General features: G+C 64.8%; 11 protein-coding genes. 7 read left to right on the top strand and 4 right to left on the bottom strand.

The window, feature by feature from the left end:
• The first annotated feature begins 87 nt into the window (after window positions 1-87).
• Window positions 88-528: a DUF4307 domain-containing protein gene (locus R3P95_RS12240; protein WP_068052817.1), complete on the top strand. Its 441-nt coding sequence runs from the start codon at window positions 88-90 to the stop codon at window positions 526-528.
• Between the two features lie 225 nt (window positions 529-753).
• Window positions 754-1,248 (top strand): transcription elongation factor GreA, encoded by a 495-nt coding sequence (greA, locus tag R3P95_RS12235; RefSeq protein ID WP_032394210.1) that lies wholly within the window; start codon window positions 754-756, stop codon window positions 1,246-1,248.
• Between the two features lie 70 nt (window positions 1,249-1,318).
• Here greA and R3P95_RS12230 read toward each other — a convergent pair whose 3' ends face one another.
• The 3 genes from R3P95_RS12230 to R3P95_RS12220 are packed head-to-tail and all read right to left on the bottom strand — an operon-like array spanning window position 1,319 to window position 6,265.
• A complete protein-coding gene (locus R3P95_RS12230; protein WP_094669390.1) occupies window positions 1,319-2,113 on the bottom strand; it encodes an ABC transporter permease in 795 nt (264 codons plus the stop codon).
• Window positions 2,110-3,078, bottom strand: coding sequence for an ATP-binding cassette domain-containing protein (locus tag R3P95_RS12225; protein WP_068052812.1), 969 nt, complete (start codon window positions 3,076-3,078; stop codon window positions 2,110-2,112). The genes R3P95_RS12230 and R3P95_RS12225 overlap by 4 nt, the downstream gene beginning before the upstream one ends.
• 55 nt (window positions 3,079-3,133) lie before the next feature.
• A complete protein-coding gene (locus R3P95_RS12220) occupies window positions 3,134-6,265 on the bottom strand; it encodes an arabinosyltransferase domain-containing protein (protein WP_300523275.1) in 3,132 nt (1,043 codons plus the stop codon).
• Window positions 6,266-6,430: 165 nt separating this feature from the next.
• On the opposite strand from R3P95_RS12220, the gene R3P95_RS12215 reads away from it, so the two are divergent.
• Window positions 6,431-7,567, top strand: a complete 1,137-nt coding sequence (locus tag R3P95_RS12215; RefSeq protein WP_300523276.1) for an adenine nucleotide alpha hydrolase family protein — start codon at window positions 6,431-6,433, stop codon at window positions 7,565-7,567.
• A gap of 22 nt (window positions 7,568-7,589) precedes the next feature.
• On the opposite strand, the gene ilvA is transcribed toward R3P95_RS12215, so the two are convergent.
• Window positions 7,590-8,753, bottom strand: a complete 1,164-nt coding sequence (ilvA, locus tag R3P95_RS12210) for a threonine ammonia-lyase (RefSeq protein WP_300523292.1) — start codon at window positions 8,751-8,753, stop codon at window positions 7,590-7,592.
• A 186-nt stretch (window positions 8,754-8,939) separates the two neighbouring features.
• On the opposite strand from ilvA, the gene R3P95_RS12205 reads away from it, so the two are divergent.
• From R3P95_RS12205 to R3P95_RS12190, 4 genes are all read left to right on the top strand, one after another.
• Window positions 8,940-9,878 carry a DUF6286 domain-containing Asp23/Gls24 family envelope stress response protein gene (locus R3P95_RS12205; RefSeq protein WP_300523279.1) on the top strand — a complete coding sequence of 313 codons (939 nt, stop codon included), beginning with the start codon at window positions 8,940-8,942 and terminating at the stop codon, window positions 9,876-9,878.
• Window positions 9,878-10,429, top strand: coding sequence for an Asp23/Gls24 family envelope stress response protein (locus tag R3P95_RS12200; RefSeq protein ID WP_300523281.1), 552 nt, complete (start codon window positions 9,878-9,880; stop codon window positions 10,427-10,429). Before R3P95_RS12205 ends, R3P95_RS12200 begins: the two co-directional genes overlap by 1 nt.
• A 132-nt stretch (window positions 10,430-10,561) precedes the next feature.
• Window positions 10,562-11,563, top strand: a complete 1,002-nt coding sequence (locus R3P95_RS12195) for a GAF domain-containing protein (RefSeq protein ID WP_300523283.1) — start codon at window positions 10,562-10,564, stop codon at window positions 11,561-11,563.
• A 294-nt stretch (window positions 11,564-11,857) separates the two neighbouring features.
• Window positions 11,858-12,376, top strand: a complete 519-nt coding sequence (locus R3P95_RS12190) for a hypothetical protein (RefSeq protein ID WP_300523286.1) — start codon at window positions 11,858-11,860, stop codon at window positions 12,374-12,376.
• Window positions 12,377-12,397 lie beyond the last annotated feature (21 nt).

Here is a 12,397-nt window from a genome sequence, read left to right as displayed (position 1 = left end):
ATTCGCCTGATTCTTGCCTGCCCCTATAGTTCCATCTGACGCCGACAGGCCCCCAGCGGCACCCCCGAATCGATCCCGAGAGCGGCCATGACCAACGCACTTCCCGCAGGTAGATACCCGTCGGGTTCAGGCCCGAGCGGTATTCGACAGGCCCCCAAACGTGCGACGAAGATCGCACTGGTGGCACTGGTCCTGCTGGTCGGGCTGGGCGTGGCCTACTACGCGTACAGCAAGTTCTCGGTCAAACCGATCGAGGGCAGTCAGCTCTCGTTCGACATCGTCGACGAGGACACGATGTCGATCAGATTCAGCGTCACCCGGCAGGATCCCGAGCAGCCCGCTGTCTGCATCGTCCGCGCTCGCTCGCGCGACGGCTCCGAAACCGGCAGGCGCGAGGTGTACATCCCACCGGAGTCGGCGTCCACCACCGTGGAGATGACCACCGAGGTGACGACGTCGGCCGCTCCTGCCGTCGGCGACGTCTACGGCTGCACCCTCGATGTTCCCGAATATTTACGAGCCCGATAGGCGAACTGCCTGTTCGTGGTAAGGTCGGGTCATACACGGCCACCGCAGAAGGTGCCGTGTATTGCTGCATTGCGGGCAGGGTTCACCTGCGAACGATGACGACGGCTCCAGGATGTGGGCCGACCAAGGGGATCCAACCATTGGAGTCCCCTGTTCGTTGCGTGCCCTACCTGCTCAGAAACCGGAATCCGAGCTCGAGATTCCGACTACGAGGGAGTGATCGAGATGACCGAGACCCAGGTGACCTGGCTTACCCAGGAATCACACGACAGGCTCAAGAGCGAACTCGACCAGCTCATTTCCAATCGCCCCGTCATCGCCGCCGAGATCAACGAGCGTCGCGAAGAGGGCGATCTGAAGGAGAACGGCGGCTACCACGCTGCGCGCGAGGAGCAGGGCCAGCAGGAAGCACGTATCCGCCAGCTGCAGGAGCTGCTCAACAACGCGAAGGTCGGCGAGGCACCCACGCAGTCCGGTGTCGCTCTGCCCGGCTCGGTCGTCAAGGTCTACTACGACGGCGACGAGTCCGATACCGAGACGTTCCTGATCGCCACCCGCGAAGAGGGTGCCCGCGACAACAAGCTCGAGGTGTACTCCCCCGCGTCACCGCTGGGCGGATCGCTCATCGACGCCAAGGTCGGCGACACCCGCGAGTACACGTTGCCCAACGGCAAGACCATGAAGGTCACCCTCGTCAGCGCGGAGCCGTACCACACCTAGGCCTGCTCACGAGAAGACATGAAAGCACCCCCGGTCGCCGAGCGACCGGGGGTGCTTCTCTGTGTGGATGTCAGGCGGTCATCGTCTTCTGGTACTTGCGCACCGACAGCGGCACGAACACCACGAGCATCAACACGACCCAGATCAGGGTGTAGAGAACGGGGTTCTGCAGTGGCCACACCTCCGGCGGCGGTGCCATCGGGTTGGTGTTGCCGAACTGCTCTCGCACCGCCAACGTCACCGACGAGATGGGATTCCATTCCGCGATCGTCTTGAGCACGGTGGGGAAGTTGTCGATCGGGACGAAGGTGTTGGCGATGAACGTCAACGGGAAGATCACGATGAACGACGCGTTGTTGAAGATCTCGGGCGACCGCACGATCAGACCCACCAGTGCCATCACCCACGAGATCGAGTACGCGAACAACAGCAGCAGCACGTACCCCAGCAGGGCGTCGAAGAACGAGGACGTGATGCGCCACCCCACAAGGAGTCCGGTGAGCGACATGATCGTGATGGTGACGAGGTTGTTGCCGACATCCGCTGCGGTCCGCCCGATCACCACAGCCGATCGTGCCATCGGCAACGACCGGAACCGATCCATCACGCCCTTCTGCAGATCCTCGGCCAGCGACGACCCGGTGAGGGAGGCACCGAAGATCATCGTCTGTACGAAGATGCCGCCCATCAGGAAGCTCTTGTAGTCGATTCCGGGGACATCGATCGCACTGCCGAAGACGTACGCGAACAGCAGAACGAACATGATCGGCGAGAGCGTCGCGAAGAACAGTAGGTCGGGAACTCGCTTGAGCTTGATCAGATTTCGCTTGGTGATGATCGCGGAATCCAGAAGAACGTTGCTCATTTCTCTTCCTCCGCCGTCTCGGGTTCGCCGGTGGTCTGACCGGTCAGACTCAGGAACACATCGTCGAGGTTCGGCCGCCGAAGACCGACGTCGACGACTCCGATTCCGTTGTCCTCCAGCTGGGCCAGCGCCGTGGACAAGTCCTTCGATCCCCCGTTGACGGGCATGACGATCCGGCCCACCTGATCGTCGAGGGTGGGTGGCTCGACGCCGATCGGAGCGAGGATCTGCATCGCTCGCTCGGCCTGGGACCGATCGGTCAACACGAATTCGACTCGCTCGCCGCCGGTTTGGGCCTTGAGCTCGTCGGCCGTGCCACGCGCGATGATCTTGCCCTTGTTCAGCACGATGATCGAATCGGCCAACCGGTCGGCCTCCTCCAAGTACTGAGTGGTCAACAGAATCGTCGTGCCGTCGCGAACGAGATCTGCGATGAACTCCCACATGGTGATTCGACTACGTGGATCGAGTCCGGTGGTCGGCTCGTCGAGGAACACCACCCGTGGTCGACCGATCAGGCTGGCCGCGATGTCGAGTCGCCGACGCATACCTCCCGAGTACTGCTTGGCCGTCCGGTCACGTGCGTATTCCAGGTCGAATCGTGCGAGCAGTTCGTCGGCCCGCTTCTTGGCCTCGGCCTTGCGTAGGCCGAACAGTCGGCCGACCATCTCGAGATTCTCGTACCCGGTCAGATATTCGTCCACGGCCGCGAACTGACCGGTCAGCCCGATCGTGCTGCGCACCTCGTTGGCCTGCGTCGCCACGTCGAGCCCGAAGATCCGGGCCGAGCCGGATGTCGCTTGCAGCAAGGTGGCGAGAATACGGACCGCCGTGGTCTTTCCCGCACCGTTGGGGCCGAGCACACCCAGCACCGTGCCCTCGGGAACGGTGAAATCGATCCCGTCGAGCGCGACGTTCTTGCCGTACCGAAGTACGAGGTCCTCTACTTCTATAGCGTTCGCCATGGCCCTCTCCCCGTTTCTCTACTGGTCGGTGTAAGGACTTCCGAACGCGTAGAGATTAACCGGTCTTGATCGGGCCGGGCGTCCACAGACCCGAACGCTGGACCTCTTCTGCTGTGATCTGCGCCGCCTGCGCCGTTTCGTCGTACGGGATGTACTGCTCGATCGACCCCCAGTCGCGGTCCCAGTCGCCGTCGAGATACGACGGGATGGTGCGGGCGGAGGCGACGATGTCGATCCACCCGAGCGGCCCACCGCCGAAGTGGTCCTGCCACGCGTTGGTGATGACGGCACCGCTGCGGTCCGGCAGCACCCGGTACTGCGGGACTTCGGCAACCCCGAGGCGGTGATCGAACGGATGCTGGCAGGGGAAGTTGAAGCCGACCTCCCAGTCCAGCATCACCGGAGCGTCACGGCCGACGACCTCGTTCAACGTCTGGGTACGCGGAACCCGCGGCGGGGTGATCGCCAACCACTGGTCGGAATCTCGATCGTTGTCGGCCACCACGAGCCGAATCGTGTTGGCACCGGCCGGAATCCGATCCATCGGCACACGCAGGTTGCGCCACGACGGCGTCGGGCCGATGTCGATGGGGGTCACCCGTCCCTGCGCCTGTCCGTCGACTCCGTACTCGAGTTCGAGGCTCTGCCCGTACGTGACGATGCCGTCGGAGTCCACCGAGCGGATGCGTCCGGCAGCGGCGATCGAGATCAGATCGCCGGGATCGGCAGGCAGTGCGTACCACCCGGTCGTCAGCGTGGCGGGGGCGTCGGATCCGAACGAACCGAGCACCGGCACGGTGGCCGGATCGAGGCCGAACGGCAATGCGCTACCGCCGGTTCCGGCGCCGGTGGTCGACGTCGGCTGCTGCTGCTCGTCGGTGTCGACGGTGTTCGAGGTACCCGACGCCGAGGACTCCTTGTCTGCGGTGAGGTCGCCCGCCACACCGTCGGGGGTGAACCCGTCGTTCTCTTCGCCCAGCGCAGCGAAGGCATCCCCGGTGACCGGTTGCAGCACATCGGCATTGGGGTTCGTCTCGAGCAACACGTCGTCGGCAAGGCCGCACGTGTCGCCGGCAAGCGCCGAGAGATTCGATTTTGCGACCGAGTACGACGGCCACTGCGCCACAGCACCCTTGGCCATCGACGCGACGGCCACCAGCACCATCAGTGCTGCCCCGACGGCGATCGGCGGCACCGACCACCATCGCGCCATCGGTTTGTCGGTGCGCACGTACGGCGCGCGGAGATGGAACCAGACGGCTGCGAGCAACAGCAGCAGGGTCAGGCCGAGGAACATGGTCGAGATGCCGAGACCGGCAACGAGGATCGGCTTGTCCCAGAACGGAACTCCCCAGGCCGAGACGTACCAGTACCCGTTGGTTCCGGTGAACGCGACGGCCATCACGAACGAGACCGACGCGGCGAACAGCAGTCGGTTGCGCCGCGATCGCAGTACCGCCGCGCCGGTCGCCACGGCTGCGAGCACCGCAACCGATGCGGCGAGTCCGGCGAAGACCCCGAAGTGGTGGGTCCACTTGGTGGGGGTGACCATCATCAAGGCCATAGCCCCGACGGTGATGCCGACGATCCGCCGCGCCGGTCCTGTTGCGGTACCGGGGATCTTGCCGCCCTTGCGCAGCATGGCGACGACGACCGCGATCAGCGAGACGATCATCACGAACACCCCGAAGCGGCGCGCGAGCGAGCCGTCGATGTCCATGTTCATCAGCCACTGGTAGCGCAGGTACTCGTCGAACCAGGCCTGGCTCGGCCCGGCCGCGTTGTGCACTCGCTGCATCTCGAGCATGCCTGCCACGGTCTGGTTGCCGAATGCGAAGACCAGAACCACCGTGCCCGACGCGACCAGCGGGGCCAGCAACGTCGCCGCGCCCAAGGCCGTGCTACCGAACTGCCGGGCCCGAGCGACGACGATCTGCAGCACCGGCCTGGCTCCGGCGATCAGCGGTGCGAAGCAGATGAAACCGGAGGGGCCGCACGTGACCGTCAACGCCGCGATGAGTATCGCCGCGGCCGCGGGCAGCAACCTGCGGGTCGCGATCGAGCGCTCCACCGAACACCACGTCAGTAGTACTCCGAGCGCCACGAACGGCTCCGGACGCAGGCCGTTGTTGTACGGCAGCCAGAACGCGAGCAGCACCAGCCCGCCGGTCCACAGGGCAGTCTTCGAGGCGCGAGCAGCAGCACCGAACCGCGGAATCACCTCGCGACTGATGACGAGCCACGCCACGACCGCGCAGATCAGCGTCGGCAGGCGCATCCAGACACTGGCCGTCGAGACGTGCGACATGATTCCGAACATGTCGTACAGCGGCGTACCGAACGGTGTCTCGGGCACACCGAAGTAACGGAAGTAGTTGGCCATGTACCCGGCGTGATCGGCCGTACGCGCCATGCCCAGCTGATAACCGTCGTCGGAGGTGTTCGCGCCGATCAGGTGCCACACCAGCAACGTCCCGATCACCACCGCATCGGCAGCACCGAACGTCCACCAGCGACGCGGCAGGAACCGTCGGGCACGTCGGCCGTCGGACAGGTCGAGGCGGTGCAGCGCCACCAGCGAGATGCCCGTGGCGAGTACGCCGACGATCATCGCGAACCACTTCACCGCACTCGGGGTCGACGAGAATCGACTGTCGAGCTGCGCGGTCAGTGTCAGGCCGTCGACGGTGCCGCGAAGATCGCTGAACACTCCGACCAGCTGCGGCCGAACATCGCCCTCGCGCGTCACGGTGTCGGCACCGGTCAGACCGACGGTGGTCGCCGTGCCGTTCGAGGTGATCGTCAACTCGCAGTCGTCCGCAGTCGAAGGGCTCAGCTCCGAGACCGGCTTCTCGAGGAGGACGGAATCACGCAACGTCACCTTCAGTTGCGATGCCTCACCACCCGTGACCTCGGCGACGAGACCGTAGCGATAGGCGTCGGGCGATCCCTCGGGCGAGGTGGACAGCAACAGCCCGCCGTCGGGCAACAGATTCGCGGCAGCACACGGGACCGTCGCGTCGACGCTGATCGGGGTGTATCCGACGAGTGGAGCCTCGACACTGGCGATAGTGTCCGACTGCGGCCACGTCAGGGAGGACTGTTGCTGCTCGATCGGCAACAGCGGTATCGCGATCGTCAGCAGGATTCCCAGGACTGCGGAGACGATCGCGACGAGCCGAGCCATGCAAATATCTCCCACCGATGTCCTGGTCCAAGTCGCTGATCAAGGTACCAGTCGGGGCCGAGCGAGCCCGGCACGCTGAACGCGCAAACTGTGCTCGACGCAGAACAGTTTCCTTCCGACCGATACTCCGGTTCGGACAACCTTCGCTGTGGCACACTCAGCCCGATGATCAGCCCGATGACGGTGCATGTCGACGACACCGGTGCTGATTCCATCGCCGTGCGAATAACGACCCCATCAGGCGTCGAAGTGCGAGTGAGAACCGAGTCGAATTACTCGCTGGACCATTCCTCCACCCCCTGGCTTCCGCCGCTCCTGACCGCCGGGATGCGCAAAGGGTGGGATATCGCTTTCGACGGCCCCGTGGATTCGACCGCACTTCGAGGTGCATCCGAGGCTCAGAAGATCTTCCGGGACTGGTACCCGAAGCGTTTTCGAGAAGTATCGATGTCGGCGGAACCCGGCCGCGTTGCCACCGGCGCGACGGGAGTGGGTTGTTTCTTCAGCGGTGGCGTCGACAGCTTCTACTCGGCAATCATGGAATCCGACCGCATCACCCACCTGGTCTTCGTGCATGGTTTCGATATCGGTATCGACGACGAGAGTTTGGCGGCCAGAGCCTTGGCCGGAGCCCGAGAGTCGGCGGCGGAATTGGGAAAGCCGTTGATTGAGGTGAAGACCACGATCAGGTCGGCCTTCGCCGACCGACTGCCTCTCGATTGGGGATACGACTTCCACGGTGCCGCGTTGGCGCACGTCGGTCTGGCGTTGTCGCAGCACCTGAGCACCGTCATCATCCCGTCCTCGAACTGCCGCGAGGAACTCGCACCGTGGGGCTCTCATCCAGACCTCGACCCGTTGTGGTCGAGTAGCTCGGTCGCCTTCGAGCATCACGAACTCGATCTGCACCGTTTGGGCAAAATTCGTCGAATCGGCGAGAACCGGACCGCGATGAACCATTTGCGGGTCTGCTGGGAGAACCTCGACGGGGAATTCAATTGCGGCCGATGTGCCAAATGCGTTCGCACCCAGATCGGGCTGGCGGCCGCGGGTGCGCGGTGCACGACTTTCCCCGAAACCATGGATGTGCGCGCTGTAGCTCGAATGCACATGAGAAGCCGCGATCGCGGCTACCTGAGAACCTCACTCGCGGCGATGCACGATGCCGGTGTCACCGACACAGAACTGCAGCGGGCCGTGAACACAGCAATACGCCGAAGCCATTGGACCCCGGCGCTTCTCTACGTGCGTAGTGCAGGTTCGTATATCGGCCAGGTGATCCGTCGAAGTCTGCGGCGTTGAATCGGTTGTGTCGACCAGCAGGTCAGTTCTCCACGTGCACTGCGTATCCGGCCGCACCGAGAGCATCGAGCACCGAGCCGCGGTGGTCCGGTCCGCGGGTCTCGACGGTCAACATCACGTCGACCTCCTCGAGCCCCAGGCGTCCGCCCGTACGGGAGTGGACGACGTCGACAACGCTGGCACCGGCGTCGCGCACCACGCCGAGCACCCCGGTGAGTCCGCCCGGCTTGTCCGAAATCGTCACGCGCACAGCGAGATAGCGTCCACCCGCCCGGAGACCATGAGTGATGACGTGGGTGAGCAGCAGCGGGTCGATGTTTCCGCCGGAGAGGACGGCGCACACCGAACCGGTCAATCCGAGCTCGTCCGCGGAATGCGTCATCAGCGCTGCCACCGCTGCCGCCCCGGCCGGTTCCACGATCAGTTTCGCGCGTTCGATGCACAGCACCAACGCCCGCGACATCGCATCCTCGCTGACGGTCACCACGTCGTCGACCCATCCCTGCACGTGATCGAAGGGCACCGATCCGGGCAGGCCGATCGCGATGCCGTCGGCCATCGTCGACATCGATGTCAACGCGATCGGATGACCCGCCTTCAGCGATGCAGGCCACGCGGCAGCACCCTCGGCCTGCACGCCGACGATCCTGATACCGGGCTTGGTCAGCTTCACCGCCGCGGCGACACCGGCCAACAGTCCACCGCCGCCGGTGGGGATCACGATGGTGCCGACGTCCGGCATCTGCTGCAGCAGTTCGGTACCCAACGTCGCCTGCCCCGCGACGATGTCGAGGTGGTCGAACGGATGAATGAGAGTGGCACCGGTGCGTTCGGCGAATTCCCTCGCCGACTTCAGCGCCTCGTCCACCGTGTTGCCCACCAGATGAACAGTCGCGCCGTAGGCCTTGGTGGCGACGAGCTTCGGTAGCGACACGCCTACCGGCATGAACACCGTCGAGTCGATCCCCACCTGCGAGGCGGCCCACGCCACACCCTGAGCGTGATTGCCCGCGCTGGCCGCGACGACACCGCGGGCGCGCTGCTCGGCGTCGAGCCGGGCAATGCGGTTGTACGCCCCGCGCGGCTTGAACGATCCGGTGCGCTGCAGGTTCTCGCACTTGAGCCGCACCTCGTGGCCGGTCAGGTCCGACAGAATTCGCGAGGCCACCACAGGGGTCCGGCGCATGACCGGCTCCAGCAGCTCCTCGGCCGACGCGATATCCGACGCGGTCACCCGCACAATTTCCGACACGGTCGCAGTATGCCAGGAACAATTACTCTCGTGACGTCATCCGCCACCGGTCGTCACTACAGTTGTGGAGCGCGTGCCGCACCACGGCGAGCCGCGACGGGCGCAAAGGATTCTCTGAACATGACGCAGGCTGGATCCGACGAGGTCGACGACGGCCGCGAGATGCGTGGCAGCGTCGAGATCAAGGATCGGGCCATGTCGCGGACTGCCATCGCGGCGGCATCGAAGGATCCTCGGGTCACGCGCACCACCGGCGGCTTGTCGCGACTGACCGGGCGAGAACTCCCCCGCGCCGACGTCACCCTCGGCGAGGACACGATTGCCGTCAACCTCTACATCGGGGTGACCTGGCCGTCGCAGATCACCGAGGTGACCGAATCCGTGCACGCCACCGTCGAGGCCGCGTTGGCTACGATGACGGGCCTGCACGTGCATCGAGTGAACGTCCTGGTATCGGACACCACACTGGACACCGGCCCCTCGCCCACCTCGAATACCGAAGCATCGCAGCCCATCTCACCTCGACCACCCACTGCTGGCCCGGCCGCGATGCCGTTGGCACTGTTGTTCGGGTTCGCCCTCCTCGGTGTGGCCTTTGTCGCCGGCCGGGAATTCCTGATCGCACACGGCAACCTCGGTGGTAGCCCGTGGATCGCCGACGCGGTGTCCTGGATCTCCCGATTGCACTGGCAGAGTTGGATGATCGCCGCCGCGATCGGAGCCGCCGTCGTCGGGTTGTTCGTCGTGTTCATCGGGGCCAAGCCCCGAACGAGAACGCATTCCGGCCTGGGCGAGTCGGCGTCGACCGTGTGGGCCACGCCGACCGACATCGCTCGATTGTGCAGTGCTGCAGCACAGTCGACCCGCGGAGTCGTGGACGCGCACACAGTCGTCACCCGGAAGAAGATCGAAGTTCGGGTAGAGCGTGACGCTGCGTACGATGCCGACCGTATCGACGTCGGCGTGCGCGAGGCACTCGCTCCTGTGCTGTCCGTTGCTGCGGGCGAGCGCCGGCTGACGGTGAAGCAGTCGGTGGCAGCACCGACGAGGGTCTCGTGATGAAGACCTTCGTTGCCGGTGTCGACCGACTCCTCGCCATCGCGACCGGGGCCGGGTTGATCGCGGGAGGTAGCTTCGCGCTGGCCTGGCATCACGACGTCCCCTGGGCACGAGAGATGCTCTCTCGCTTCGATCGTGCGCGAATCGCCGCCCTACCGGAACAGGGCTGGTGGTTGCCGACCCTGGCCGTGGTCGGCTGCATCGCCGTTGTCACGGCACTGCTTCTGTTGATCGGCAACTTCTCTCCGCGCACGACCGGAACGGCAAGCGTCATCGAGAAGCCCCACTTCTCGGCGCACGTGGACCTGAGCGCCATCGCGTCGGGCGTCGCCGCGGAGCTGGCCGAGTTCCCCGGTGTCCGACGCGCCCGCGGTACGGCGATCGACGATCGGGGAATGCCCACCATCACCGTATCGGTCCATGCTGCAGCCGATTTCGATGTCGTGGCCTTCACCGCCCGAGCCGAAGCCCGTGCCGCCTTCGTGGCCGAATCACTCGCCGGTGCACACGTCGCCACTCGCATTCAACTGCACGTCGACAAGCGGCGGTAGCGCGGCCGCGCAGCGTTGCGACAGGCCCGGCCACCTGTCCCTTCTGTCGGATTCACCGGTACGGTGTCGATACACGGCCCGAAGCAGGGAAGATCCGCGGAGCTCGACTCGAGTGGAAGGGAGTCCGCCTCGATGGGGCGTAGGAACGGCGACTGGATGTTGATTCTTCTCGAACCGGATTCGGCGGCATGCGTGGTGGCGGTGGGGACGACGCTGAAGAGCAAGGTTCCCATGGCAGCGTTCCTGAGGAGGTCGTCCGACTCGATCCACGCACGTGATGCGGTGGCTCGGTGCGCGGAATCGGGCAGGAATGTGGACATCGAATGCGGGCCGGGCAGGTACGTCTCGGCCCGTCCGATTCTCGGGGACGACGGTACGGTCCAGGCGGTGTGGGCCAGACTACATCCGGGCACGTGCGACTTTCCGCCGTCGAATGCTTGGGCCTTTCGCTGGAATTTGACTCGCGGCACTGCCCACTCCAAGGACTCCCCGGCTCTGAATGCCGATGTGGCGCACTTGTCGGTAGCAGAAGCGATGGCAACGTTGGATTTCGGATTGCGAGCCACCGACGTCCTCGCGATGCTGGTATCCAGCACAGTCGGCGACACAGTGGATCTCGACGCCACCCAGCGTTGGACCACGGACGAGCTACATCGAATTCGCGTGCTGGCGCACACCACCGTCGAAGGGGAAGCTCGTCACCTGCGCGGCATCGCAATCGACCGCGGTCCGTTCGTCATGAACCATCCATCCCCCACCGGAGTCCAGGAGACGATGAGCGGGCTCGTAGCGGGTGCCTCGGTCATGGCTCGACGCCACACCGCAATAGTCGATCTGTGCACCCTGGAGACCTTGTACTGGCACGGCCCACCGCCACCGTCCATCGCCTGGAATCTCGACCCGACCGACCCGCGACCGCGAGTGCACCCGGACGACGACGGGGCAGTCGACGCACTCGCGAAATCAGTGTCCCGGGCCGGCGGCGCAGGAGACGAACCGAGCATCACCGTCCGGTTCAGAGACCGAAACGGCGGCTACACCACCCACTCGGTGTCCGCGTGCGCTCTGCCGATTCTCCCTGACGACGAAGAACCTCGGCTCGCGCTGGTGACGGTGACCGAGGCCCGCATCTGATCGCGCGCAGCGCTGGCGCTTCGGCACCGACGGGTTTAAAGTTCGGTGTGTTACGCAAAGACTCGGTCAACGAGGCGTAACCCGCGACCTACCTTGTGTCTCTCGGGATGGTCCGCACAACTACAGATCGCCGGACGAGCGTGCGCTCTCGTTCCAGGCCGATCCCATCGAGTACGCAACCGGCCCATATCCGTTGTGGCCCCATATCCGTTGTGGCACTGCACCCGGCTCGGTCCGAACGACAGCCACCATCACGTCGCCGAATCGCCCCCCTACTCACGAACGGGAGACATCATGAACCGCATTTCTGCTCGGACTCGCACCGCATCCATCGCCCTGATCGCCGGCTCGATGATCGCCGTGACGTCGATGAGCGGAGCCGCTGTTGCTCTTGCTCAACCCGCGCCACCCGCGGTGTCCGCCACCGTCGAGGAATTCGTCCCCGTGAGCGCAGAAGAAGTTGCCTCGCTCAATGCTTCGCTGGCAGAACAGGGCCGCAATCCACTCCCCGCCGGCACAGCCGGCTTTCAGATCAGCGATGATGCGACTGTGACGATCGTCGACGAGACCGGCAAGGTCCTCGACCGGCAGCCGACTCCCACGGGACCTCAGGCCCATGGAGTCACCGATGAAATCAAGCGAGTAGTCGGTGCCTGCCTCGGAATCGACTTCTTCGGCGCAGTCGGTGCTTGGGAGGCGATCGAAAGCCAGGTGAACTCGTGGGACAAGGCTGCCAAGTTCGTCCTGAGGCGAGTCGGCCTGATCGCGGCATTGTCCTGCGGCGGCGGAATATTCGCGGAGTACCTACTCTGACATGCCCTTCTCCCCAGGAAA

The organism is Rhodococcus cercidiphylli (assembly GCF_033042225.1).
Lineage (GTDB): Bacteria > Actinomycetota > Actinomycetes > Mycobacteriales > Mycobacteriaceae > Rhodococcoides.
Note: the sequence above shows the minus strand (reverse complement) of the source record. Positions and strands in the feature narration are given on the sequence as shown.

What these genes read in the sequence shown, in the direction of transcription:
- R3P95_RS12240 (WP_068052817.1), top strand. Translation starts at nt 88, where the DNA reads ATGACCAACGCACTTCCCGCAGGTAGATACCCGTCGGGTTCAGGCCCG.
- greA (WP_032394210.1), top strand. Translation starts at nt 754, where the DNA reads ATGACCGAGACCCAGGTGACCTGGCTTACCCAGGAATCACACGACAGG.
- R3P95_RS12230 (WP_094669390.1), bottom strand. Translation starts at nt 2,113, where the DNA reads ATGAGCAACGTTCTTCTGGATTCCGCGATCATCACCAAGCGAAATCTG.
- R3P95_RS12225 (WP_068052812.1), bottom strand. Translation starts at nt 3,078, where the DNA reads ATGGCGAACGCTATAGAAGTAGAGGACCTCGTACTTCGGTACGGCAAG.
- R3P95_RS12220 (WP_300523275.1), bottom strand. Translation starts at nt 6,265, where the DNA reads ATGGCTCGGCTCGTCGCGATCGTCTCCGCAGTCCTGGGAATCCTGCTG.
- R3P95_RS12215 (WP_300523276.1), top strand. Translation starts at nt 6,431, where the DNA reads ATGATCAGCCCGATGACGGTGCATGTCGACGACACCGGTGCTGATTCC.
- ilvA (WP_300523292.1), bottom strand. Translation starts at nt 8,753, where the DNA reads ATGCGCCGGACCCCTGTGGTGGCCTCGCGAATTCTGTCGGACCTGACC.
- R3P95_RS12205 (WP_300523279.1), top strand. Translation starts at nt 8,940, where the DNA reads ATGACGCAGGCTGGATCCGACGAGGTCGACGACGGCCGCGAGATGCGT.
- R3P95_RS12200 (WP_300523281.1), top strand. Translation starts at nt 9,878, where the DNA reads ATGAAGACCTTCGTTGCCGGTGTCGACCGACTCCTCGCCATCGCGACC.
- R3P95_RS12195 (WP_300523283.1), top strand. Translation starts at nt 10,562, where the DNA reads ATGGGGCGTAGGAACGGCGACTGGATGTTGATTCTTCTCGAACCGGAT.
- R3P95_RS12190 (WP_300523286.1), top strand. Translation starts at nt 11,858, where the DNA reads ATGAACCGCATTTCTGCTCGGACTCGCACCGCATCCATCGCCCTGATC.